The organism is Dokdonella sp. GW821-FHT11D02 (assembly GCF_058808595.1).
Genome location: NZ_CM179520.1, coordinates 4,091,164 through 4,116,345 on the forward strand (window position 1 = coordinate 4,091,164; position 25,182 = coordinate 4,116,345).

A 25,182-nucleotide genomic window follows, 5' to 3' on the forward strand; every position below is an offset into this window, starting at 1 on the left:
CGCATCCCCGACGATAGGGGATGTGCGCTGACGCGGAATCCAGGTTCTTTGTTGCGCGACGCATGCCCGCTCCTGCGGGCATGAGGTCGAAACGCACGCGCCGGCGCAACGCGAACCGACTCAAGCCCGCTTCGGCGCCCGCAAGGTTTCGATCAGCTTGGCGACGCGCTTGGGTGAAACCGATTCGACCGTGCGCAGCTCCTGCGCGAAAGTCGACACGCGCAATTCCTCGATCGTCCAGCGCAGCTCGGCAAGGGCAGCATCCTCGCCGCCGCGTTCGGCACGCAATTTCAGATACTCGCGCCAGTAGCCCTGCAAGGCGAGCAGGCGCGCCTGGTCGCGTGCGGGATCTTGGCGCAGGCGCTCGGCGCGCAGCTTCATCGCCTTCAGATAGCGCGGAAATTGCGCCAGACGCGATTTCTCTACTTCACGCACGAAACCGGGCGCCAACAATTCACCGAGCTGCTCGCGCAGATCGTCGTAGTTGGCCTTGGCGAAGCCCATCAGCGGCGGCTGCAGCAGCGGCTGCAATTCGACGTACGCGGCGATGATCGCCTCGGCTTGCGCCAATCGTTCGACCGCGGCCGGGAACAGGCCGCGTGCGATCGCCTCGCGTGCGTGCTCGAACGCAGCACGCGTACGGATGTCGGGGTCCTGCGCCGCGAAGAGCTCGAGCAAGGCGGCCTCGACCAAATCGGCGCGCAAGACTTCGGCTGTGCCGATCGCGGCCCATTTGAGCATCAAGGCGTTGTTCAACGGCAGTTGCCGCCGTGCCTGTTTGATGCGGTCGGCAAGCGTGCGCCGCAGCAAGCGCTCGACGCCGCGCCGATGCGCCACCGCAGCCTCGTCGTGGCGCTCGAACACGCGCAGCGCAACGCTCTCGCCGAGATCGACCAGGGCCGGGAACGCAGTCAAACCGCCGCCCGAAACCACGCTCGCCGGAATGTCTTCGAAATCGAACGTGTCCACGTCTTCGCGCGTCAGCTCGACGTCGGCGCGCTGCGAGAAAGCGACGCGTGCGGCGCCGGTCCATTGCGCCTGGATCGCGGCGAGATCGCGGCTTTCGACCAGGGTCGTGCCGCGCTCGTCGTAGATACGGAAGTTCATCGAAAGATGCGGCGGCAATTCGATCTCGGCGAAATCGGCAGCGGCCAGCGCGACGCCGGTGACCTTTTGCAGATAGCGCGCGAGCGCGACGAACAGCGGCTCGTCGCGCGGCGTCTCGGCCTCGGCGAACGCGCGCGCGAAATCCGGGGCCGGCACGAAGTTGCGGCGCAAAGCCTTCGGCAGCGCGCGGATCGCCTCGGCCACTTTTTCCGCCAGCAAGCCCGGCACCAGCCATTCGCAACGCGCGGCCGGAATCGCATTCACCAAGGCCAGCGGGATTTGCAAGGTCACCCCGTCGGCGGCATCGCCCGGCACGAAGCGATAAGACAGCCGCAATCGATGCCCTGCCAGGTCGAGCTGCGCCGGAAAATCGCGCGCCCCCATGCCGGGCGATTCGCCCAGCACGTCGGCCAGCGACCAGTGCAACGCGGCTTGCTCGGTCGGTGTCGCCCTGCGATACCAAGCATCGAGCGCGACGGCGGTATGGATGTCCGCCGGCAGCTTGCCCGCGAAGAACGCAGCCAGCTCCTCGTCGCTGCGCAACAGCCCGCTGCGACGGCGCTTGGCCTCGATCTCGTGCGCCTCGGCCAGCACGCGCGCGTTCGCGCGCACGAAGTCGGCACGCGTATCGATCTCGCAGCGCGCCAGCGCTTCGAGCACGAAGATCTCGTGCGCGCGCGCCGGCTCCTGCGCGCCGAACTGCACCGCGCGCTTTTCGACCAGGGTCAAGCCGAACAGCGTCACCTGCTCGAACGCCACCACCGTGCCGCGCTTGCGCGACCAGTGCGCGTCGCGCCAGCTGCGCCGGACCAGGTGCGCGGCCTGCTGCTCGATCCAGGCCGGTTCGATGCGCGCGCACTGCATCGCATAGACCTTCGCCAAATCCAGAATCTGCCCGGCCAACAGCCATTGCGGCGGCGACTTGGCCAGCGCCGAGCCGGGAAAGATCGCGAACTTGCGCTCGCGCGTGCCGCGGTACTGACCGCGCTCGTCCTTCAATCCGACCTGGGTCGGCCAACCGGCGAGCAGGCAGCGGTGGATCGATTCGTAAAGGCTGGGATTGGGGATGGGGGATTGGGGATTGGAAGAAGCACGAGCCGCGACCGGCTCCGCTTTGCCCAATCCCGAATCTCCAATCCCCAATCCCGGCTTCTCCTGCGCCAACAGGAGCAGCTGCCGATGCAGCTCGCGCCATTCGCGCATGCGCAGGAACGACAGGAAATGCGCCTGGCACCAATCGCGCAGCTTGGACTGGGTCAGTTCCTCGTGCGCGCTGGCGTAGGCGCTCCACAGCTTGAGCACGCCGACGAAGTCGGACTTCGGATCGGCGAACTCCGCGTGTGCCGCATCGGCCTGCTGGCGCGCGTCGGCCGGGCGCTCGCGCGGATCCTGCACGCTGAGAAACGCGGCCAGCACCAACAGTTCGCGCAGCGCGCCGCGACGCTCGGCCTCGATCAGCATGCGCCCGAGCGCGACGTCGATCGGCAGGCGCGCCAGAACGAGGCCGATGGCGGTCAGCTTTTGTCGCGCCGGGCGCTCATCGGTCGCCGCCTTCCGATCGTCGACGACCGCCACCGCGCCGAGCTCGCTCAGGCGACGATAGCCGTCGCCGATCGCGCGCTCGTCGGGCGCTTCGACGAAGGGGAAATCGGCCGGGTCGCCGAGCTTGAGCGCGAGCATGCGCAAGATCACCCCGGCCAGCGAGGAGCGCAGGATTTCCGGTTCGGTGTAGCGCGGCCGCTGCGCGTAGTCGTCCTCGCCGTACAGCCGGTAGCAGATGCCGGGACCGACGCGACCGCAACGTCCCTTGCGCTGATCGGCGGCGGCTTGCGAGATTGGTTCGATGTGCAGGCGTTCGAGCTGGTTGCGCGGGCTGTAGCGCTTGACGCGCGCGCTGCCGGTATCGATCACGTAGCGGATGCGCGGCACCGTCAGCGAGGTCTCGGCGACGTTGGTGGCGAGCACGATGCGGCGCTGCGGACCGGGCTTGAACACGCGATCCTGCTCGGTGGCGGACAGGCGCGCGTACAAGGCCAGCACTTCGGTTTCGCGGTATTTGCGGCGCGACAGCGCGAGGTGGGCGTCGCGGATTTCGCGCTCGCCGGGCAGGAAGATCAGCACGTCGCCGCGTGGATCCTCGTGCGTGATTTCGTCGGCGACGGCGAGCAGTCGTTCGATTTCGCTGCCGCTGTTGGCGGGTGAAGGCGTCTCGCGGCGGGCGGGTAAGGCCTTGCTCCGACCTGCCCTTGCCCCAGCCTCGGCAGCCGGCGTTGCCCCTGCCCGCTCCGCCGGCGAGGAACGCTCGCCACGGCCCACGGCCGCGAAGGTTTCGATCGGCCGCCAGCGCACCTCGACCGGATAGGTGCGGCCTTCGACCTCGATCACCGGCGCGCCGCCGAAGTGGGCGGCGAAGCGCGCGGTGTCGATCGTTGCCGAGGTCACGATCAGCTTGAGGTCGTGCCGTCGCGCCAACAGGCGTTTGAGGTAACCGAGCAGGAAATCGATGTTGAGGCTGCGCTCGTGCGCCTCGTCCAGAATGATCGTGTCGTAGGCGTTCAACCACGGATCGCTCTGCGTTTCGGCGAGCAGGATGCCGTCGGTCATGAACTTGATCAGGGTGTTGTCGCCGACCTGCTCGGCGAAACGCACCTGGAAGCCGACCAGCTCGCCGATGGAGGTGCCCAGTTCGCTGGCGACGCGCCGCGCGACGGTGCGTGCGGCGATGCGCCGCGGCTGCGTGCAACCGATCAGGCCGGCCGTGCCGCGGCCGGCTGCCAGGCACAGCTTGGGCAGCTGCGTGGTCTTGCCCGAGCCGGTCTCGCCGGCGAGCACGATCACCGGATGCTTGCGGATCGATTCGACGATTTCTTCCGTGCGCGCGCCGATCGGCAAGGATTCGTCGACGCGAATCTCGGGCACGCGCGCAGCACGCGCGTCGCGGCGCGCCTTCGAGGCGGCGATATCGGCGCGCAGCGCCTCCAGCGCCACCGCGGCCGGCTCTTCGCGCAGCCGGCGCCAGCGTGCGAGCAAGCGGCCGAAATCGCGCGCCATCACTTGATCCAGCGCGGCGCGCAGGTTGGAAAGCTCGGTCATGGACCTACGAACGAAACGAAACCATCCGCCAATGATAGCCGCCGGCGATCGAGCCGATGCGCGAATTCGATTTCACTCCGACCGCCGCGCGCGCTAGGCTTGCGCCTCCTTTTTCGAGGAAAACCGCGCCATGGCCATCGACATCGGCATCGCCAAGAAGGACCGCGAGAACATCGCCAAGAACCTGTCCAAGCTGCTCGCCGACACTTATTCGCTGTATCTGAAGACGCACAGCTTCCACTGGAACATCACCGGCACGATGTTCAACACGCTGCATCTGATGTTCGAGACGCAATACAACGAGCTGTGGACCGCGGCCGACGCGATCGCCGAACGCATCCGTGCGCTCGACGTCTACGCGCCGGGTTCCTACACGCAGTTCGGCAAGCTGACCTCGATCGTCGAGGAAACCGGCGTGCCGGATTGGAAGACCATGGTGCAGCAGCTGGTCGAAGGCCACGAAGCGGTCGCGCGCACCGGCCGCGAAGTGTTCAAGGTCGCCGACAAGGCCGACGATCAGCCGACCGCCGATCTCGCTACGCAGCGCCTGCAGCAGCACGAGAAGACCGCCTGGATGCTGCGTTCGCTGTTGAAGTGAGGCGACAGTAACGCCGTGCCGCCGCGTCAGAGCTTGCGCCGCGGCGGCACCAGAAGATCGCCGAACAACAGGCCGGCGACGATCGCGACCAAGAGCGTGACCAAGGTGATCGCGGTGTTGAAGCCGAGCTGGACGTCGCGCTCGAACACGAAACTCAAGGTGCGGAAGCCGACGCTGCCCGGCACCAGCAGAATGATGCCGGGTTCGCGCACCAGCGCGCCGGGGCGGTCGGTCAAGCGCGCGAACAGGTTGCTGGCGGCGCCGACTGCGACGCTGCCGACGAAGGTGCCGAACGCCGGCGACAATCCGCCGGCGAGCTGGGTGCAGGCGTAGCCGAGCAGCACCGCCACCACCACCATCGGCACGTAGCGCAGCGGGCTCTTGAACAGCACCGCGAACGACAGCGCTGCCGCGACCACCGCGCCCCAGGCCAATACCGGCGCCAGCGGCGCATCCTCGAACTGCTGCGGCTGGATGCCGAGCAAGACGCAAGCCTGCACCGCGACGACGGTGCCGAACGTCAGCTTGAGCAAGGTCGCAATGGCGCCGGCCATGCGCGCAGTGCCTGAAATCAGATGCTGGGTCGACAGCTCGCGCACCGCCGTGGTCAGGGTCATGCCGGGCATCAGCACGATCAGGCTGGCGATCACCACCGAGCGCAGCGCCAGCGGCACCAGCCAGGCGGCCACAGCGGTGGCGATCATCGTCGCCAGAAAGGCGGATGTCGCTTCCGAAGCCGGATTGAACGAGGTCCAGCGCTGGCCGGCCAGCGCGATCAGGCCGATCACCAGGCCAATGCCGCCGGCGACCGCGGCTTCGGTCCAACCCGCGTGCAGGATGATCGCGATCGCCGCCGCGGAGATGCCGTAGCTGATCACGCTGGCGACCTTCGCCAGCAGCCGCGGCTTGCGCGCGCCGACTTCGCGCAGCAGGCGGCGGCCTTCGGCGAGCCCGATCTCGCCGGCGATCACGCGATTGGCGATCGCATCGGTAAGGCACAGCGCTTTCAGGTTCACCTCGCCCGGCGGCAGTCGCACGACCTGGGTCACTTCGGCGATGTCGTCGTCGTTGCTGGCGAGGTCGGAGAACGACATCACGATCGACGTCGGCGTCGACAGCACGTTGCAGATCAAGCCGAGCCGCGCGCTGACCAGATTGACGACGTCCTCCAGGCGCGGCGCCGCGGTGCCGTACTCGTGCAGACGACGCGCCAGCTCGACGACGAAGCCGATGCGCGTCTTCAGCGGAACTTCGCCGCCGATCGGTTTGTTGGAAAGGTCGCCATTCATCCGCGCAATGATGCCGCGAATTCGTTCATAACGAGCATGAACGCCGCATGCTCGATGGATTTCCTCAGCTTCCCGGCGCGCATCGCGCCCTGCTAGCCTTGCGCGATGACGACCACCGCCACGGCCACGCTCCAGCGCAACGCGGAGGGCGAGTTCATCGCCGCCGCCGGCGATTGGACCTTGGCCGGCGCGCCGGCACTGGCCGGCCTGGTCGCCGGCTTGCGCAAGCGCAGCGGCGCCGCCCTGCGCGTGGACGCCAGCGGCATCGGCCGCATCGATACCGCCGGCGCCGAGATCTTGCTCAATCTCGCCGGCGGCGGTGAGGTGCGCGGCCTCGACGACAAACGCCGCGCCCTGCTCGATGCGGTGGCCAAGGTCGCCGCGCCGCCGGCCAAACCGTCCAAGAGCCGCGGCGGCGTGCTCGCCTTGTTCGCGCGCACCGGCGCCGCCGCCGAACAGGTCACCAGCAACGCCTACCAACTGCTGGGCTTCATCGGCCTGACTCTGGTCACCCTGCTGCGCTGCCTACCCAATCCGCGCCGCTGGCGGCCGACCTCGCTCGCGTTTCATCTCGAGCAGACCGGTCTCGACGCGGTGCCGATCGTGGTGCTTTTGAATTTCCTGGTCGGCGCGGTGGTCGCCTTTCTCGGCGCCACGGTGTTGAAGGACTTCGGCGCGACGATCTACACGGTCGAGTTGATCGGCTATTCGTTCCTGCGCGAGTTCGGCGTGCTGTTGACCGCGATCCTGATCGCCGGCCGCTCCGGCAGTGCGTTCACGGCGCAGATCGGCTCGATGAAATCGCGCGAGGAAATCGATGCGATCCGCACCCTCGGCCTCGATCCGGTCGAGGTGCTGGTGCTGCCGCGCCTGCTCGCGCTGCTGATCGCGATGCCGCTCTTGACCGTGCTGGCGATGTTGGCCGGCATCGTCGGCGGCGGCATGGTGGCGGCGTTCACCATGGACATCTCGCCGACTCTGTTCGTCGCGCGCCTGCAGGAACTGGGCGCGACCAAGCACTTCTGGGTCGGCATGAGCAAGGCGCCGGTGTTCGCGTTCCTGATCGCCTCGATCGGCTGCCTGGAAGGCTTCAAGGTGTCCGGCAGCGCCGAGTCGGTCGGCTCGCACACGACCTCGAGCGTGGTGCAGGCGATCTTCGTCGCGATCCTGGTCGATGCGGTCGCCGCGATCTTCTTCATGGAGGTCGGCGTATGAGCGCGGCGGCTACGGAAACCGTGATCGAAGTGCGCGGCCTGCGCAACCAGTTCGGCGCGCAGGTGGTGCACGACAACCTCGATCTCGACATCCGCCGCGGCGAGATCGTCGGTGTGGTCGGCGGTTCGGGCAGCGGCAAGTCGGTGCTGCTGCGTTCGATCATCGGCTTGAACCGTCCGGCCGCCGGGCGCGTCACCTTGCTCGGTACCGAAATGACCAGCGCCAGCCAGGCGCGGCGCAACGAGGTCGAGCGCCGCTGTGGCGTGCTGTTCCAGAACGGCGCGCTGTTCTCCTCGCTCACGGTAGCGGAGAACACGATGGTGCCGATGCGCGAGCACTATCGCCTGCCGCAGGCGATGATGGAACGCTTCGCCGCACTGAAGATCGCGCTGGCCGGCCTGCCGGAAAACGCCGGTGCCAAGTATCCGGCCGAGTTGTCGGGCGGCATGGTCAAGCGCGCCGCGCTGGCGCGCTCGATCGCGCTCGATCCGGACATCCTGTTCCTCGACGAGCCGACCGCCGGTCTCGATCCGATCGGCGCGGCCGCGTTCGACCAGCTGATCCTGACCTTGCGCGAAAGCCTCGGCCTGACCGTGTTCCTGATCACCCACGATCTCGACACGCTGTACACGATCTGCGATCGCGTTGCGGTGCTCTCGCAAAAACGCGTGCTGATCGCCGACGCGCTGGACAAGGTCGAGCGCTACGACGATCCGTGGGTGCAGGACTATTTCCAAGGGCCGCGCGGACGCGCGGCGCAAAGCGCGAGCGAGAGGGCGCACGCATGAGCGCGCACACGATGGCTCGGCTCGGAAGCGTGCTCGGTCTACTCGTCGGCGGCGCCGCCGCTGCGCAGGAGGCGACGCTGCCGATCGAATTCCGGCAGGCGTTGAGCGAGCGCGCCGGCGCGGCGGCCGAAGTCTGCGGGGCGGTGCCACAGCGCGCAGACCGTACAGAGGGGATCGCTTGCGCGGAACGCGCGCTGGCGCAACGGCGCGCATTCTGGTTCGCCAAGCAGGATCAGGGAGCCGATTCGGCGCTGTGGTCGGGCCTGGCTGTCGCCGCCGACGGCAGCGCCTACCTCATCACCTACGACTCGGACGTGTACGGCCGATCGCGCATGCCGCTGATACAACCTCGGCTGGAAGTCTGGCGCTGTCGGAATCCGGATCTACAGGGTTACGGCGGTCATTCTTTCGGCTGCACCGATCCGACGCGGATCAGCCCGCCGCCCGCAAACCAACCCGCCGCTGACGGAGCTTGATGCATGGAAACCCGCGCTCACCACGTGCTCATCGGCGCCTTCACCATCGGCGTATTCCTGCTCGCGCTCGGCTTCGTGCTGTGGATGTCCAAGTCCAGCGTCGACCAGAAGTTCAACGACTACCAGATCGTCTTCACCGAAGCCGTCACCGGCCTCTCGGTCGGCGGTCTGGTGCAATACAACGGCATCAAGGTCGGCGAAGTCTCGGCGCTGCGGCTGGCGCCGGACGATCCGCGCAAGGTGATGGCGCGCGTGCGCCTCGACGCCAGCGCGCCGGTACGCCAGGACACGCGCGCCAAGCTCGGCCTGCAGGGCGTGACCGGGCTCGCCTTCATCCAGCTCTCCGGCGGCGCGCCGGAAAGCCCGCCGCTGCTGCCGACCGAGGCGAATCCGCTGCCGGTGATCCCGTCGGAGGAATCGGCCTTGTCCAAGCTGCTCGCCTCCGGCTCCGACGTCGTCACCAGCATCAACGACGTGCTGCTGCGCGTGAACCGGGTGTTGTCCGACGAGAACATCGGCCACGTGACCACCACGCTCGACAACATCGACGCACTCAGCACCGCCGTGGCCGGGCAGCGCGGCGACATCGCCACCGCGGTCAAGCAGTTGTCGGAGGCCAGCGGCGAACTCAAGCGCACCCTGACCACGATCAACAGCACCGCCAGCAATACCAACGCGCTGCTGCAGCAGAACGCGCGCGCCGTGCTGGAATCGACCCAGCGCGCGCTGGTGTCGGCGGACAAGGCGACCGCGGCGATCACCGCGCTGCTCGAAGACAACCGCGGTGCGATCGACCGGTTCGCCAACCAAGGTCTGCGCCAGGTCGGCCCGACCGTGGCCGAACTGCGCGAAACTTTGCGCTCGCTCAAACAAATCAGCGACAAGCTCAGCGCGTCCGACAGCCTGCTGCTGGGCCGCGACCGGCCCAAGGAGTACAAGCCGCAATGAGGACCTACCGCCTCGCCACTCTGTTGCTCGCGCTCGTCCCGCTCGGCGGCTGCTCTTCGCTGCTGGGCGTGCAGAGTCAGCCTTTCACGATCTACTCGCCGAGCTACCAAGCGCCCAAGCCGGCCGCCGCCGGCGCCAGCGTCGACTGGCAGCTCGCCATCGAGACGCCGCTGGCGAGCGAGGCGCTGAACACCTCACGCATCGTGGTCATGCCGAGCCACGGCGTGATCGAGGTCTACCCGGGCGCACGCTGGAGCGATCCGGCACCGACCTTGCTGCGCCACATCGTGGTGCAGGGTTTCGAGCAGTCGGGCCGCATCATGGGCGTGGGCAGCGCCGCGGTCGGCCTGCGCGCGGACTACTCGCTGGTGCTCGACCTGCACGACTTCCAGGCCGAGTTCCGCGACGGCACGCCGTACGCGACGATCGGCTTCCATGCGCGGCTGCTCGACTACAGCACCAACCGCGTGCTCGCCGCGCAGGGTTTTTCCGCCGCCATCCCGTTCGCGGCCAACGATCCGGCCGCCGCCTTCACCGCATTCCAGAACAGCGCCAGCCAGAGCGTCTCCGAGCTGGTCGACTGGACCCTGCGCGAGGGCAGCGCGGCGCACGCGAAGGTCGCGCGCAAGTAGTTCCTCGCCGGGCCGATCGCGGCGACAATACGCCGTCGTTCCGCCGCAGCGCCTGCGCACTGCGCGGATCGGCAACGACCGACCTCCGCCCCCGAACGCAGCCGGCCCCTTTCGCGTAGCGCCCGCCGGCGCCCGCGGAGGCGCCGCGCGACATTCGCCAGCACCGTGTCCCGGCAGCCCATGACCGAAGCAGAAGCCAGCACGCCGCACAGTCTCCTGCAGGCCCAGCTCGCGCGCGTGCACGAGCTGCTGCGGCGGCAACGGCTGGTCGAGAGTCTGGCGCATCGCGAGCACGGCGAGCATCGCGACCTGGTCGAAAACCTGGTGCACCGGCAGCACGTCGCCGAGCTGCAGCGCGAGATCGACGGCCTGCATCCGGCCGACATCGCCTACATCCTCGAAGCGCTGCCGCCGCAGGAGCGCCTCGAAGTCTGGAACCTGGTCAAGGCCGACCGCGACGGCGAGATCCTGCTCGAAGTCTCCGACGCGGTACGCGAATCGCTGCTCGCGGACATGGACCGCCCCGAGCTCCTGGCCGCCGCCGAGCAGCTCGACGCGGAGGAGATCGCCGATCTCGCCGAGGATCTGCCCGAGGACGTGCTGGCCGAGCTGATGCACCGGCTCAACGCCGAGCAGCGCGGACGCGTGCAGGCGGCGATGTCGTGGGAGGACGACCAGGTCGGCGCGATCATGGATTTCGACATGGTGACGATCCGCGAGGACGTCAGCCTCGAAACCGTGCTGCGCTACCTGCGCCGGCTGAAAGAGCTGCCCGACCACACCGACAAACTGTTCGTGGTCAACGGCGACACCGTACTGACCGGCGTGCTGCCGATCCGCTGGCTGCTGGTGAACGATCCGGCCAAGCGCGTCAGCGTGGTGATGGCGAAGGACGCCAACACCTTCCACCCGGAAGACGACGTCACCGAAACCGCGCAAGCCTTCGAGCGCTACGACCTGGTCACCGCGCCCGTGGTCGACGCCAACGGCAAGCTGATCGGCCGCCTGACCATCGACGCCGTAGTCGACGTGATCCGCGAGGAAAGCGACGCCGAAGTGCGCGAACGCTTCGGTCTGCGCGAGGAAGAGGACATCTTCGCCTCGGTGTGGAAATCGCTGCGCAACCGCTGGGCGTGGTTGGCGATCAATCTGGTCACCGCCTTCATCGCCTCGCGCGTGATCGGCGTGTTCGAGGACTCGATCCAGAAGCTGGTCGCGCTGGCGACCTTGATGCCGATCGTCGCCGGCATCGGCGGCAATTCCGGCAACCAGACCATCACGATGATCGTGCGCGCGCTGGCGCTGAATCAGATCCAGCGCGACAGCGCCAAGCGCCTGCTGCGCAAGGAACTCGGCGTCGCGCTCGCCAATGGCCTGGTCTGGGGCGGCGTGATCGGCTTCGTTGCTTGGCTGTTGTACCGCAACGTCGCGCTCAGCCTCGTCATGACCACCGCGATGACGCTCAACCTGCTGCTCGCCGCGCTGATGGGCGTGCTGATTCCGATGACGCTGCTGCGCTTCGGCCGCGATCCGGCGATGGGTTCGAGCGTGATGATCACGGCGCTGACCGACAGCGGCGGGTTTTTCATCTTTCTCGGATTGGCGACGGTGTTCCTGATCTGAGCGTCGCTGCGAGTCACGGCTCGGCGGCGAGCAGGTTCCGCTGCAACAGCACCTGCACGCGCGGTGGCTTGTGGCGCAGTCCGCAGATCACGAAGCCATGCTTCAGATTGGCCTGGATCATCGACGCGTTGTCGTGATTGGTGGCGGTCTCGACGCTGCCGAAGCCTTGCTCGAGCAACCAGGCGTGCTGCTGCCGCATCAAGGCCGATGCGATGCCGCCACGGCGAAACTCCGCGTGCACGCCGCCGAGCCAGCTGTAGTAGCGCGTAGCACCTACGGCGTAACCGGCCTTGAAACCGACCAGCCGTCCGTCCGCGCTGGCGCAGGCGACGCTCGCCGCCGGCATGCGCTCAAGGCGCCAGGCCAGATCCGCTTTCGGCGTGCCGAACACCGCTTCGTTCAAGTGCGCGAGCGCCGCGACGAAGCTCGGATCGAACGGGGCCAAGTGCAGGGAAACCTCGATGCTCATGTCGCCATCCGTCTGCGCGTCCAGGCCAGGCACGGTAAGCGATCCGCTTGGGTGACACCAAGCGCGGCGACGCCCATCTCAGGGGCGTCGAGCTGGCTCGATGTACCTAAACGTCAGATTGATGCGCGGTGCGGCGATTCGCGCGCGCGGCGGCAACGCGTGCTGATAGCAGCGCTGCGTCGCGCCGGCCATCAGCAGCAGGCTGCCGTGTGCGAGCTCGGTCGACCAGGCGATCTCGCGCGTAGCGCGCGAGCGCAGACGAAACGTGCGCACGGCACCGAAGCTGAGCGAGGCGATCGCAGGCTCGGTACCGAGCTCGGGCTCGTCGTCGCTGTGCCAGCCCATCGAGTCGCGGCCGTCGCGGTAAAGGTTGGCCATCACGCTGTTGAAGCGCAGCCCCAGTCGCGCGCTCAGCTCGTCACGCAAGCGCGCGATCGTCGGCGTCCACGGCAACGGCTCGAAGCGCATGCGCGAATAGACGTAGACCGCGTCGGCGTCGCCGATCCAGCACGAGCGGCGCGGCGCCTCGACTTCACGGCCGAATAGGCGCAAGCGATGCACTTGCCACGGAATCTCCGCGCGCAGGGCGGCGAACAAGACATCCGCCTGCGCCAGCGGCCACGCGCATTCGTCGTAGCGGAGATCCGCGCCTGGCAGCGCGACGGAACGAAGTTCGAACGCGGGAGCGGACATTGAATCGAGCTTTTCGATTCCGCGCGTACACGAAGCATTCCCCGCGCATTCGTCTTGCGTGCGCACAGAAGACGCCACAGCGCGGCTAGCGTTGCTGTTCCTGGCTGTAGCCGGAGCGATTGGAGAAAGAAGAGGCGAGGCGGGAAGCGATTCGGATCAGGCCTTTTCGGCAGACCCACAATCCCACTCCCATGCCGACGACCGCAACGGTGATCCAGCCGGCGGCACCGCGCGAATCCATCTTCACGATTTCGAAGAACACCGCCACCGCGATCGAAAGATTGATCGCGAGGAAGGCGAACAAGGTCCGCACGTGCCGATGCAGCCGCACGATGCGCAGGTCCTGCTCGGCGGTCTGCGAGCGGAGCGTATTCGCCCACTTCGAGCGCTCCTCCAGCTCGCGCCGCATGCGTTCGACCAGACCGTTGGTCGCGCGGCGCTCTTTGGTCTGATCGATGGTCGAGCGGATGCGGCTTTCGAACGATGCCTCAAATTGCTGCAAGGCCTGCGACGACGGCTCAATCGGCGGCAACGGATGCTGCAAGCTGCGGTTGAGCGAGGTGGCGCGTTGCAGCAGCTCGCCGTCGACCTGGTCGCGATCGATGCGGAAATCCTTCGGCACCGCGGAGCTATTGATGCGCCGGGCCAAAGGTTCCATGCAGGAAGGCTCGAACGACTCGCCCAAGAAAGCGAGGATGCGAGTCAGCACTTCCTGCGGATGCGCGATCAGATCGGCGTAGCGCAGACGATGCACCACGTCCTTACCGAGCGCCTCTTCGGCGAGCAGGCACGCGCTGACCGCCTTGTACCAATAGGCGTAGGCCTGGTCGGGTCCGGCCACCAGTTCGTGTCCGGCGATGCGATGGAAATTCAGCATCGAAGCGACGACCTCGTCGCAGTCGCGCACGATGTGCACGAATTTCGCCGCCGGGAACATCGCGTGCAAAGCGCAGATGTGCATCGAGTATTCCGGCGTGCCGTCGACCCAGCGCGACTTCGGATCGTCGAGCGAGCGGCGCAGGCGAAAGGCTGCATTGGCGCCGGTGCTGGCCGGATTGCGATCGAACTGGAGTGCAGTCGCGTGATTGAGAATCACGCGGTCGATGGCGTGCCCGATCTCGGCGAGAAAAGCGTCTTGAGTCACGCCCAGCGCGCTGAACTGCGAGCGATCGCCGCGACTGCAGCCGAGTTGATAGCGCGCCCCGGCGTCGGCGGCGAAGTCGCCCATCCACGACGACTCCTCCAGCGGCAGCAGGTCGGAGTGCTGCCCCAGGCACCAGGTCAGAATGCTGGTACCGGAACGCGGTGAGCCGACCACGAAAACGGGCGCTGGCGTCGGGCTCGGCGGTTGGCTGTCGGCAAGATTCATCGCGTGCCGGAAAAACACACTCCTAGGCGGACGGACGTCGCGCGGAAATACGGTCAGGGAGAAACGAAGGAATCGAACGCAGCGCGAAACGCTGCCAATGCCAGACTGCCCCCAGTCGCCCCGCTCCTGTCACATCATAGCCATATCGAGCGGCTTGGGAACCCTAAGGGATGTAAAGGACCGCGTGACGCCGCAGGTCCGAGACCGCAAGGACACGCGCGCACCGACCATCGCGGCGCGCGCAGCATGCGCAGCAATTCGCACGCACTCGCCGAACGGCGAGCGCACGCGATCTGCGAGATGCAACGAATATCGCGCGCCGCAGCGGTCCGCTACGCGCGCGCCACGGCCGCGTAGTCCGGCGTCGCATCCAGCGTCGCCGCGCAAATCTCGGCGAGTTCGAGCAGACGCAAATCCGAGCCCGGCGCGCCGACCAACTGCAGACCGACCGGCAGACCGTCGGGCAAGCGGCCCATCGGCAGACTGACGGCCGGGCAACCGGCGAGGCTGGCGAAGCTGGTCAGGTCCGCGTCGTTGGCGCGCTCGCCCTCCGCGATCGGATACGGCCCGTGCGGCACCGTCGGCAGCACCAGCACGTCGATCTCGGCGAACAGGCGCCGCGCTTTCAGCACCGCTTCGTCGAGCACGCGATCGGCGGCGGCGTAGTCGATCGCGGACTTGCCGCGCGCGTAGTCGAGCATCGAACGCAGGCGCGGCGACAGCGGCGCGCGCGCGTCGGCCGCATCGCCGATCAGTTCGACGCCGAGTTCCGCTTCCATCACCAGCAAGGCGGCGCGGCGCATGCGCGCGAAGTCGTAGTCGGAGAAGTCGACGCGGCTGGTCTCGCCGAGGCTGCCGTCGAGCGTGCTCACCGCACGCTCGAATACGGCCGCGACATCGGCGTCGACGCCGAGCGCGCCAAGATCGGCTAGAACACCGCTGCGCAGGCGCTCGGGCTCCCAGTCCGGCGTCGCCAGCGGCACGCGGCGCTTGCGCGAACGCGGGTCGGCCGGATCGAACGCGTCGAGCACCTGCAGCACGACGGCGAGATCGGGCACCGAGCGCGCCAGGATGCCGACGCAGTCGAGGCGGCGCGCGCCGCGCACCAGGCCACGCGTGGAGATTTCGCCGAAGGTCGGCTTGAGTCCGTACAGGCCGCAATGGCTGGCCGGAATGCGCACCGAACCGAGCGTGTCGCTGCCGAGCGCGAATGCGGCCAGGCCGGCCGCGACCGCTGCGGCGGAACCGCCGGAGGACCCGCCGGCGACGTAGCCCTCGCGCAACGGATTGTGGGTCGCGCCGTAATGCGGATTGATCGTCGCGGTGCCGAGCGCGCCTTCGTCGAGATTGGTCTTGCCCAAGATCACCGCACCGGCGGCGCGCAGGCGCGCGACCGCGGCGGCGTCGCGCGCGGCGACGAAGGCGCGCCGGCCCGGCAGGCCGACCGTGGTCGGCAAGCCGGCGACGTCGAAGTTGTCCTTGATCGCGACCGGCAGCCCGTCCAAGCGTCCGATCGTGCGTCCCTCGCGCCGGCGCGCGTCGCTGGCAGCGGCTTCGGCCGCCGCGCCATCGGCCAGCGCGAGATAAGCGTTGAGGCGCGGATTTTCGCGCTCGATCGCGCCGCGATACGTGGCGGTCAGGCCGGCGCTGTCGATGCGGCCGGCGGCGAGCCAGTGCAGCAGCTGGAACGCCGTGGCGCCGCGCAGATCGTGGTCGGAAAGGGAACGCTCGGCGGCTGACGTCATGCGGGCTCGGTGTCGTCGGGGTCGGGCCGATTATGCCTGTCCGCGATGAAACTGCCGTAGTGCGCATCCTGTGCGGAAGGTTTTACCGACACGCGGCGGGTTTGCCGCGCCGGCGGCGATTCCGGACAATCGCTCCCTTCCCCAGCAGCCGGAGCCAGCGATGAGCGAGCGCGACATCATGGAGTACGACGTCGTCACGGTCGGCGCCGGCCCGGCCGGACTCGCGTTCGCGATCCGCCTCAAACAACTCAAGCCCGACATCCGCGTCTGCGTGATCGAGAAAGCCTCGACGGTCGGCGCGCAGATCCTGTCGGGCGCGGTGATCGAGCCGCAGCCGCTGAACGAGCTGCTGCCCGAATGGGGCAAGAATCCGCCGCCGATCTGCGTGCCGGTGACGCGGGACGAATTCTGGTTCCTGCCCGACGCCAATCGCGCGATCAAGTCGCCGATCGTGCCGCCGCAGATGCACAACCACGGCAACTTCATCGTCTCGCTCGGCGCGCTGTGCGCCTGGCTGGCGCCGCAGGCGGAAGCGCTCGGCGTGGAGATCTATCCCGGCTTCGCCGCCAGCGAGCCCCTGTTCGACGACGCCGGCGCCGTTTGCGGCGTGCGCATCGGGGATATGGGCGTGGCGAAGGACGGTACACACAAGCCGAGCTACACGCAGGGCATCGACATCAAAGCGCCGCTGACGGTATTGGCGGAGGGCTGCCGCGGCCATCTGACCAAGCAGCTGATCGCCAAGTACGCGCTCGATGCGGACAGCGATCCGCAAACCTACGGCATCGGTATCAAGGAATTGTGGTCGGTGCCCGCCGGCCGCAGCGAGGCGGGCAAGGTAATGCACACGGCCGGCTGGCCGATGGACAACGCCACCTACGGCGGCAGCTTCATCTACCACCTCGACCGCGACCGCATCGCGATCGGCTTCGTCACCGGGCTCGACTACCAGGACGCCTTGCTGTCGCCGTTCGAGGCGTTTCAGCAGCTGAAGAACCACGCTCACATCAAGCCGCTGCTGGAAGGCGGCAGCATCGTTTCCGCCGGCGCACGTGCGATCGCCGCCGGCGGCTGGCAATCGCTGCCGCGCTGCGAAATGCCCGGCGCGATTCTGATCGGCGACACCGCCGGCCTGCTCAACATGCCCAAGATCAAGGGCACGCACCAAGCGATCCGCTCGGGCATGCTCGCCGCCGAACACGCGGTCGAGATCGGCAAGCCCGATGGCTGGGACGCCAAGCTGCGCGCCTCAGCGGTCGGCAAGGAGCTGTACAAGGTCAGGAACATCAAGCCCGGCTTCCACAAGGGCCTGTGGCTCGGCACCGCCAATTTCGGCTGGGAAACGCTGACCGTGGGCCATTCGCCGTGGACGCTGAAGAACCACGCCGACTTCTCGCAGCTGGAGAAGGTCGCACCCGGCGACACCGTCGCCGCCGACCAGGCCAAGCTCGGCTATGTCGAGCGCACGCTGGCACCGCGCGACCGCCTCGCCTCGGTCTACTTCGCCGCGACCGAACACGACGAAGACCAGCCGGTGCACCTGCACGTCACCGACACCAATGTGTGCGTGACTCGCTGCGCGCAGGAGTACCAGAATCCGTGCACGCGCTTCTGCCCGGCCGGCGTCTACGAGATCGTCGCCGACGAGACCGCCGAGACCGGCAAGCGCCTGCAGATCAACGCCGCCAACTGCGTGCACTGCAAGACCTGCGACATCAAGGACCCCTACCAGATCATCAACTGGGTCACGCCGGAGGGCGGCAGCGGGCCGAACTACCAGAACTTGTAGTACCACCGTGACCGGGCTGCGCTGGCGCGCGATCGCGGGTCTCACCGGCGCGGTATTCGCCGTACTCACCGGCGCCATCGCGTTCACGGTCGCGCGCTCGCACCTCGACTCGATGCCGAAGCCGGCTCCGGACCCGCATGCGCTGCCGCTCGACTTCGCCGATCCCGAGCTGCGCGATGCATTGGAAGCGCATGCAAAGTTCGATCTCGAGCACGGTCTCGACGCCATCGCCGACGGATGCCGCGAGCGGGAACGCTATCGAGTCGCCGTGAATCCGGGCCTGTTCGAATCGGGCTTCACCTCGGTGGAGCTGGATGTTGCGGGCGGTACAGCGGTAGCGACGGCGTGGCGTTTCCGCACCGGCTCGGAGGGGGGCGGTTCTCGATGGCGGGTTTCGTCGCAAGTTGTCCTCGGCGAACGAGAAATCGATGCGGTCCGTGCAGCGGCGGCACGTTTGCTGTTTTCGCGGATGCCGCCGGCCATCGAGGATGGCGAGGGAGACTCTTCCGAGTGGATCGCCGAAACCTGCCGTAGCGGTCGCTACCACTTTTGGCGTCGTCGCAACCCGAGCGCTTCCCAAGCGGACCAGGCGCCGTTCGTCGCCTTTGTCCGAACCCTGCTGGCCTTCGATAAGCCGGTCAAACGACACTCGGCGCCGATGGACTGACTTCCAAGACCCGTTCCGCTCCTGGCGAACCGCAGCGAGCAAACAAAATCTGTAAATCTGTAATTTCTCGTGCCCGGATGCGCCGCGGCCTTCGTTCCGGTCGCGACTGCCGTGTAATCTCGCGGCGTCCGCCGAAGGGGGCGGCAGCACATCGGGGGTCCGTGCCAGGACTCCGGCACGTCATCTTCATCGCCTTTTGAATACTGTGCCGCCGCCTCCGCGCGAGCCGTCGCAGGCCCGCTCTTTGCAGAGGGGATGACGGCAATACGAAATCGGCTCAAGCTGCCGACCAAGAACGACGTGACGTACCCGATCAACGAGAGAACCCGATGACCGATCAGCGAACCAGCGGCTGGCTCAGCAACCGGCCGATCCAGACCAAGATGCTGTTCGCGTTCGCCGCGATCCTGCTGACCTTCCTGGTCGCCGTCACCGCCATCTTCGTCTCGCTGTCGATCCAGGCCGACGCGCGCCAGTGGACCCAGCACACGCGCGAGGTCATGGAGGAAATCGCCGGTACCACGCGCTCGCTGCAGAAAGTCGACTTGTACGTGCGCGACCTCGCCATGTCCGGCCAGGCCAAGCACGCCAGCGAATATCAAGACGACGTCGCCGAAACCCACAAGCACCTCGACAAGACGCTGGCGCTCACCGTCGACAACGCCTCGCAACAGGCACGCCTGCGTCACATCGACGACCTGATCAAACGCTGGCTGCAGCAGACCGCGGAACCGACCGTGGCCGCCGCCAACCAACTGGTCGGCAACGCCGATTTCGGCAAGCACTCCTACGACATCGGTCTGCGCTATCTGACCGAGACCCACACGCAGATGGGCGAGATCGTCGACACGCTCGACGAAGCGACCGCGGAAGAGCGGCGTCTGCTCGAAGAACGCAACCAGACCCTGCAAGAAACGGTCAATCTGGCGCGCAACATCGTGATCGGCATGTTCCTGCTCGGCCTGCTCGTCGGCATCGCCGCGCTGGTGCTGTCGGCGCGCCTGATCACCCAGCCGATCCGCCACATGACCGGGCTGATGACGCGGCTGGCCGACAAGGACCATGCGATCGAAGTGAGCGGCCAGCAGCGCAACGACGAGATCGGCGCGATCGCGCGCTCGCTCGAAGTGTTCAAGCGCACCGCGATCGCGACCGCCGAGCAGAGCTGGATCAAGTCGAACGTGGCGGAGATCGCCGGCGTGCTGCAATCGGCACCGAACCAGGACGAATTCGCGCGCACGCTGACGGCCGAGCTCGCGCCGCGGATCAAGGCCGGCGTCGCCGTGTTCTTCGGCTACGACGACCAGGCGAAACAACTCGACCTGCGCGGCAGCTACGGCTTCAAGCAGCGCAAGCATCTGGGCACGCGCTATACGCTCGGCGAAGGCCTGGTCGGCCAGGTCGCGCTGGAGCGTAAGCCGATCGTGCTGCAGCAGGTACCCGAGGACTACGTGCGCATCCATTCCGGCACCGGCGAAGCGCCGCCGCGCAACGTGATCGCGCTGCCGCTGCTGCTGCAGGACCATCTGTTGGGTGTGCTCGAATTCGGCAGCTTCGTGCCGTTCGGTAAGGTCGAGCAGGACCTGCTCGACGAATTGATGCCGTTCGCCGCGCTGTCGCTGGAGAATCTCAACCGCGCGCTGCGCACGCAGGAGCTGCTGCTGCGCACGCAAAAGCAAGCGCAGGAACTGCAGACCTCGGAAGAAGAGCTGCGCGTGCAGCAGGAAGAACTCGCGGCGACCAACGAAGAGCTGCAGGCGAAGACGGTCGAACTGGAAGAACAACAGCAGCGCCTGCGTTCTTCCGAAGAGGAGCTGCGCGTACAAGCCGAAGAGCTGCAGGCCTCCAACGAGGAGCTGCGCCAGAAGAGCGATACGCTGAACGAGCAGAAGCAGGTGCTGGAAGGCCTGCAGCAGGAAACCGAAAACAAGGCGCAGGAGCTGGCGCGCGCGAGCCAGTACAAGTCCGACTTTCTCGCCAACATGTCGCACGAGTTGCGCACGCCGCTCAACAGCCTGTTGATTCTGTCGCGCAACCTGGCCGACAACGACAGCGGCAATCTCGACAACGAACAGGTCGAGTCGGCGCGCGTGATCCACGAGTCGGGCTCGAACCTGCTGCGCCTGATCAACGACATCCTCGACCTGTCCAAGATCGAGGCCGGCAAGATGCATGCGGTCGCCGAGGATTTTCCGCTGCAACATTTCGTGCAGGCCTTGCTGCGCCGCTTCCGCCACGTCGCCGGCGAGAAGACGCTCGACTTCGACGTCAACTTGGCCGAAGGCCTGCCGACTTCGATGCACACCGACGGCACGCGGCTGGAGCAGATCGCCAACAACCTGGTCGGCAACGCATTCAAGTTCACTCGCCAAGGCTCGGTGCGCGTGGACATCGCGCGGCCGAAGACCGAGCTGGCGCGTCGCTTCGGGCTGGCGCCGGACAATTCGATCGCGATCACGGTCAGCGACACCGGCATCGGCATCCCCGCCGACAAGCTCGACCACATCTTCGGCACCTTCGAGCAGATGGATGCCAGCACCAGCCGCAAATACGGCGGCAGCGGCCTCGGCCTTGCGATCGCGCGGCGCCTGAGCGAACTGCTCGGCGGCGGCATCGAGGTCGAAAGCGTGGTCAACGAAGGCAGCCGCTTCACCGTCGTGCTGCCCGAACTGCTCGGCAACGGCGCCGGCGGCCAAGCCTCCGCGGAGACGGTCGAACCGCCGCTGGCCGACTCGGGCGGCGCCGGCGCGCCGCTACCGCCGCTCGCTCCGCTCAGCTCGATGCCCAAGCCGTGGGTGCCCGACGACCGCGATTCGCTGCGCGGCGGCGACACCGTGATCCTGGCGATCGAGGACGACCCGGTGTTCGCGCGCACCCTGGTCGACATGATCCGGCGCAAGGGTTATCGCGCGCTGGCCGCCGGCGACGGCGAATCGGGCCTCTATTTGGCGCGCCAGTATCGCCCGACCGGCATCCTGCTCGACGTGATGCTGCCCGGCATCGACGGCTGGGACGTGATCGGCCGGCTGAAGCAGGATCCGGCGACGCGGCGCATTCCGGTGCACTTCATCTCCGCCGCCGACGACACCGCGCGCGCGCAGCAGCTCGGCGCGGTCGGCTTCTTGACCAAACCAGTCGAGCGCGACGCCCTGCTCGGCGCGTTCGAACGCTTGCTGCAGTCCTCCAGCGGGCCGATGCGCAAGGTGCTGCTGATCGACGACGATCCCGACTCGCGCATCGCCGTGGCCAGCCTGATCAAATCCGACACCGTCGAGATCGTCGAAGCGGGCACCGCCGAGGAGGCGCTGCCGCTGTTCGACTCCAGTTCCTTCGACGTGGTCGTACTCGACCTCGGCCTGCCCGGCATGAGCGGCTTCGATTTCCTCGACCGCCTCAATGCGCGCAGCGCCGAACTGCCGCCGATCGTGATCCATTCCGGACGCGAACTCAGCCGCGAGGAAAGCGCCAAGCTGCGCCAGTACACCGACAGCATCGTGATCAAGGGCACGCGCTCGCTCGAGCGCCTGCTCGACGAGGTCAGCCTGTTCCTGCACAGCGTGCGCAAGGATGCCGCGCCGCGCGTGGTGCGCGACATCGACAGCGGCCTGGCCGGGCGCACCGTGCTGGTGGTCGACGACGACATGCGCAACATCTTCGCGCTGTCGAAGATCCTGCGCGAAAAGGGCCTCAGCGTGGTGATGTCGCAGGACGGCCAGAAGGCGCTGCGCCAGATCGAAGAGAACAAGTCGATCGAGATCGTGCTGATGGACATCATGATGCCCGGCATGGACGGCTACGAGACGATGCGCGAGATCCGAAAGCGCCCGGCTTACGCCAAGCTGCCGATCATCGCGGTCACCGCCAAGGCGATGAGCGGCGACCGCGACAAGTGCCTGGAGGCCGGCGCCAGCGACTATCTGGCCAAGCCGATCGACATCGACAAGCTGCTGTCGATGATGCGCATCTGGCTGCACGCCTGAGCGTCGAGAAAAATGTAAAGATGCAATACGAGATTTTGCAGTCGCAACGGCGGCGAAGCGCGACGACCGGGGCCGGCAGGCCGCGCGTACTGCGCTAATGGGACGGCAGGCATGGCGCGAGCGGAAATCGAGGACATCGAAGTCGAGCTGTTCATGCGCGCGCTGCAGCTGCGCCACGGCTACGACTTCAGTCACTACGCACCGGCCTCTTTCAAACGCCGCGTGCTCAACCTCGCCGCCAACGCCGGCTGCCGCACGATCATCGAACTGACCGATCGGCTGCTGCGCGAAGACGAGCTGGTGCCGCAGGTGATCGCCGGGCTGTCGGTGCCGGTGTCGGAAATGTTCCGCAATCCGAGCGTGTTCCGCGTGCTGCGCGAGGAAGTGCTGCCGGTGCTGGCGTCCTATCCGGTGATCAACATCTGGCAGGCCGGCTGCGCGTTCGGGCAGGAGGTGTATTCGCTGGCGATCATCCTGGAAGAGGCGGGCCTGTACGACCGCAGTCAGATCTTCGCCACCGATTTCAGCGACGCCGCCCTCGTACGCGCGCAGGAAGGCATCTTCCCCGCACGTGAGGCGCGCGCCTATTCGGAAAACTATCTCGCCGCCGGCTGCAAGCGTTCGCTGGCCGACTACTACCACGCGCGCTACGAATTCATGAAGCTCGACGAGCGCCTCAAACGCAACGTCACCTTCGCCAATCACAACCTGGTCTGCGACGGCGTGTTTTGCGAGGCACACCTGATCCTATGCCGCAACGTGCTGATTTACTTCACCAATACGCTGCAGGATCACGTGCTCTCGCTGTTCCGCGACAGTCTCGTGCGCAACGGTTTCCTGTGCCTGGGCAATCGCGAGAACATCGATTTCGCCTCGGCAGCGCGCGACTTCACCGCCGTCAACGCGCGCGAGCGCGTGTACCGGAAGCACGCCGACGCGCCATGAGCTTGCTGCCGCCGACGGTCGTGATGGGATGTTCGGCGGGCGGCATGGGCGCCTTGCGCACCGTGCTCGCCGGCCTCGACAAATCCTTTCCGCGCGCGCTGGTGGTGGTCTGCCACACCGGCTCGGAGGACGTGACCACGTTCTGCGAGCTGCTGGAACTGGCCAGCAAACTGCCCGTGCGCGAGGCGCGCGAACGCCAGCTGATCGCGCCCGGCGTCGTCCACATGGCGCCGAGCGGGTATCATCTGCTGATGGAACGAAGCGGACGGTTTGCCTTGTCCGCCGACGAACGGGTGTCCTTCGCGCGGCCGGCGATCGACGTGCTGTTCGAAACCGCGGCTTCCGCCTGCGGCAAGGAGCTGATCGGAGTCGTGATGACGGGGGCTAACAACGACGGTGCCACGGGACTGCGCGCAATCCGCCGCGGCGGCGGACTTGCGATCGTGCAGGAGCCTGCCGACGCGCAGGCCGCGGCGATGCCGCAAGCCGCCATCGACATCGCCGGCGCCGACCACATCGTTCCGCTCAAGGGCATCGCGCCCCTGCTCAACCGGCTGTGCCTATGAACATGATCGCCACCCTGCAGCCGAAAATCCTGATCGCCGACGATCACCGTCCGAACCTGATCGCGATGCGGCGCCTGCTCGCCGGCATCGACGCCGAAATCATCGAAGCGATGACCGGCAACGACGTGCTCGCCGCCGCGCTCGACCACGAGTTCGCGCTGATCCTGCTCGACGTGCAGATGCCGGACATGAACGGCTTCGAGGCGGCCACCCTGCTCGCCGGTGAGGAACGCACGCGCTCGACCCCGATCATCTTCGTGACCGCCTCGCACGCGGACGACGTCAACCGCCTGCGCGGCTACAGCTTCGGCGCGGTCGACTACATCACCAAGCCGCTGAACGAGGTGATTCTGCTGTCGAAGGTGCGCATCTTCCTCGAGCTGTACCGCAACAAGGTCGCGCTGCGCTCGGCGCTGTCGGACCTGTCCGAGCGCAACCGCCAGCTCGAACGCGAGGTGCAGGAACGCCGCACCGCCGAGGAGCAGGTACGCCATCTGGCCCATCACGACGGCCTCACCGGCCTCGCCAACCGCCTGCTCTTCATGGCGCGGCTGGAAGCGGCAATCGCGCGCGCCCGCGCCGACAGCGGCGGCTTCGCCCTCGCTTATCTCGACATCGACGGCTTCAAGCCGATCAACGACAACCACGGCCACCAGGCCGGCGACGAACTGCTCAAGCTGATCGCCGGCCGCCTGCGCAAGGGCCTGCGCTACGACGAAACCGGCGCGCGCCTGGGCGGCGACGAATTCGCACTCATCCTCAACGTCGACAACGTGCGCGAGGCCACCGATCGCGCGCGCGAACTGGCCAACACCCTGTTCGAACCCTACGACGTGCAATCGCGTGCGCTCGGCGGCAACGTCGGCGTGCGCATCCGCGGCAGCCTCGGCGTGGCCCTTTATCCGCAACACGGCGACGACAGCGAGGCGATGATCCACGCCGCCGACGTCGCGATGTACGCGGCCAAGCGCGACCAGACCCAGTTGCATCTGCTCGGCGCGCAGTAGCGCCGCCAGCCTCTCCCGATCCTTCTGAGCTCGGCTCGCCATCTTTCGGTGGCGGCAGTCCGCCTGCGTGTCCTTTGCGCGGAACAGCCGGCTGTAGCCGCGTTCGCGCGCGTGTCAGCGTCGAGTCAAAACACTGATTCCTCACGATTTGATGGTTGTTTGACGCGGCCGGCCGCGTTTTTG

Annotated in this window: 19 protein-coding genes; 13 read left to right on the forward strand and 6 right to left on the reverse strand. The window is 67.2% G+C overall.

Features of this window, described 5'->3' with window-relative positions:
• Positions 1-120 precede the first annotated feature (120 nt).
• Positions 121-4,200 (reverse strand): ATP-dependent RNA helicase HrpA, encoded by a 4,080-nt coding sequence (gene hrpA, locus AC3QL3_RS17420; protein ID WP_492895350.1) that lies wholly within the window; start codon positions 4,198-4,200, stop codon positions 121-123.
• 130 nt (positions 4,201-4,330) lie between these two features.
• On the opposite strand from hrpA, the gene AC3QL3_RS17425 reads away from it, so the two are divergent.
• Positions 4,331-4,798, forward strand: coding sequence for a Dps family protein (locus AC3QL3_RS17425; protein ID WP_492895351.1), 468 nt, complete (start codon positions 4,331-4,333; stop codon positions 4,796-4,798).
• Between the two features lie 26 nt (positions 4,799-4,824).
• Here AC3QL3_RS17425 and AC3QL3_RS17430 read toward each other — a convergent pair whose 3' ends face one another.
• The gene (locus AC3QL3_RS17430; RefSeq protein ID WP_492895352.1) at positions 4,825-6,087 is read right to left on the reverse strand and encodes a threonine/serine exporter family protein; all 1,263 of its coding nucleotides are present in this window, start codon (positions 6,085-6,087) and stop codon (positions 4,825-4,827) included.
• A gap of 105 nt (positions 6,088-6,192) precedes the next feature.
• Here AC3QL3_RS17430 and AC3QL3_RS17435 point away from each other — a divergent pair, with 105 nt between their 5' ends.
• The 6 genes from AC3QL3_RS17435 (at position 6,193) to mgtE (ending at position 11,769) form a co-directional block, all read left to right on the forward strand.
• A complete protein-coding gene (locus tag AC3QL3_RS17435; RefSeq protein WP_492895353.1) occupies positions 6,193-7,302 on the forward strand; it encodes an ABC transporter permease in 1,110 nt (369 codons plus the stop codon).
• Entirely contained in the window at positions 7,299-8,090 is a 792-nt protein-coding gene (locus AC3QL3_RS17440; protein ID WP_492895354.1) for an ABC transporter ATP-binding protein, read from the forward strand. The genes AC3QL3_RS17435 and AC3QL3_RS17440 overlap by 4 nt, the downstream gene beginning before the upstream one ends.
• Positions 8,087-8,566, forward strand: a complete 480-nt coding sequence (locus tag AC3QL3_RS17445) for a hypothetical protein (RefSeq protein ID WP_492895355.1) — start codon at positions 8,087-8,089, stop codon at positions 8,564-8,566. Before AC3QL3_RS17440 ends, AC3QL3_RS17445 begins: the two co-directional genes overlap by 4 nt.
• A 3-nt stretch (positions 8,567-8,569) precedes the next feature.
• Positions 8,570-9,514, forward strand: coding sequence for an MlaD family protein (locus AC3QL3_RS17450; RefSeq protein ID WP_492895356.1), 945 nt, complete (start codon positions 8,570-8,572; stop codon positions 9,512-9,514).
• Positions 9,511-10,146: an ABC-type transport auxiliary lipoprotein family protein gene (locus AC3QL3_RS17455; protein WP_492895357.1), complete on the forward strand. Its 636-nt coding sequence runs from the start codon at positions 9,511-9,513 to the stop codon at positions 10,144-10,146. The genes AC3QL3_RS17450 and AC3QL3_RS17455 overlap by 4 nt, the downstream gene beginning before the upstream one ends.
• A 180-nt stretch (positions 10,147-10,326) precedes the next feature.
• A complete protein-coding gene (mgtE, locus tag AC3QL3_RS17460; RefSeq protein ID WP_492895358.1) occupies positions 10,327-11,769 on the forward strand; it encodes a magnesium transporter in 1,443 nt (480 codons plus the stop codon).
• Positions 11,770-11,782: 13 nt separating this feature from the next.
• Here the strand turns inward: mgtE and AC3QL3_RS17465 are convergent, their stop codons facing one another.
• The 4 genes from AC3QL3_RS17465 to AC3QL3_RS17480 form a co-directional block, all read right to left on the reverse strand.
• A complete protein-coding gene (locus tag AC3QL3_RS17465; RefSeq protein ID WP_492895359.1) occupies positions 11,783-12,238 on the reverse strand; it encodes a GNAT family N-acetyltransferase in 456 nt (151 codons plus the stop codon).
• Between the two features lie 78 nt (positions 12,239-12,316).
• The gene (locus AC3QL3_RS17470) at positions 12,317-12,931 is read right to left on the reverse strand and encodes an alpha-ketoglutarate-dependent dioxygenase AlkB family protein (RefSeq protein WP_492895360.1); all 615 of its coding nucleotides are present in this window, start codon (positions 12,929-12,931) and stop codon (positions 12,317-12,319) included.
• Positions 12,932-13,016: 85 nt separating this feature from the next.
• The gene (locus tag AC3QL3_RS17475; RefSeq protein WP_492895361.1) at positions 13,017-14,300 is read right to left on the reverse strand and encodes a sulfotransferase family protein; all 1,284 of its coding nucleotides are present in this window, start codon (positions 14,298-14,300) and stop codon (positions 13,017-13,019) included.
• Positions 14,301-14,632: 332 nt separating this feature from the next.
• Complete coding sequence (locus AC3QL3_RS17480; RefSeq protein WP_492895362.1) at positions 14,633-16,045, reverse strand: amidase; 1,413 nt, start codon at positions 16,043-16,045, stop codon at positions 14,633-14,635.
• Between the two features lie 160 nt (positions 16,046-16,205).
• Here AC3QL3_RS17480 and AC3QL3_RS17485 point away from each other — a divergent pair, with 160 nt between their 5' ends.
• The 6 genes from AC3QL3_RS17485 (at position 16,206) to AC3QL3_RS17510 (ending at position 24,999) form a co-directional block, all read left to right on the forward strand.
• Positions 16,206-17,834, forward strand: a complete 1,629-nt coding sequence (locus AC3QL3_RS17485; RefSeq protein ID WP_492895363.1) for an electron transfer flavoprotein-ubiquinone oxidoreductase — start codon at positions 16,206-16,208, stop codon at positions 17,832-17,834.
• A gap of 7 nt (positions 17,835-17,841) precedes the next feature.
• Positions 17,842-18,501 (forward strand): hypothetical protein, encoded by a 660-nt coding sequence (locus AC3QL3_RS17490; protein ID WP_492895364.1) that lies wholly within the window; start codon positions 17,842-17,844, stop codon positions 18,499-18,501.
• Positions 18,502-18,830: 329 nt separating this feature from the next.
• Positions 18,831-22,481: a response regulator gene (locus tag AC3QL3_RS17495; protein WP_492895365.1), complete on the forward strand. Its 3,651-nt coding sequence runs from the start codon at positions 18,831-18,833 to the stop codon at positions 22,479-22,481.
• Positions 22,482-22,592: 111 nt separating this feature from the next.
• On the forward strand, positions 22,593-23,426 hold the full coding sequence (locus AC3QL3_RS17500; RefSeq protein ID WP_492895366.1) for a CheR family methyltransferase: 834 nt from the start codon (positions 22,593-22,595) through the stop codon (positions 23,424-23,426).
• Positions 23,423-23,992 carry a chemotaxis protein CheB gene (locus AC3QL3_RS17505; protein ID WP_492895367.1) on the forward strand — a complete coding sequence of 190 codons (570 nt, stop codon included), beginning with the start codon at positions 23,423-23,425 and terminating at the stop codon, positions 23,990-23,992. Before AC3QL3_RS17500 ends, AC3QL3_RS17505 begins: the two co-directional genes overlap by 4 nt.
• Positions 23,989-24,999 (forward strand): diguanylate cyclase domain-containing protein, encoded by a 1,011-nt coding sequence (locus AC3QL3_RS17510; RefSeq protein WP_492895368.1) that lies wholly within the window; start codon positions 23,989-23,991, stop codon positions 24,997-24,999. Before AC3QL3_RS17505 ends, AC3QL3_RS17510 begins: the two co-directional genes overlap by 4 nt.
• The last annotated feature ends 183 nt before the right edge of the window (positions 25,000-25,182 follow it).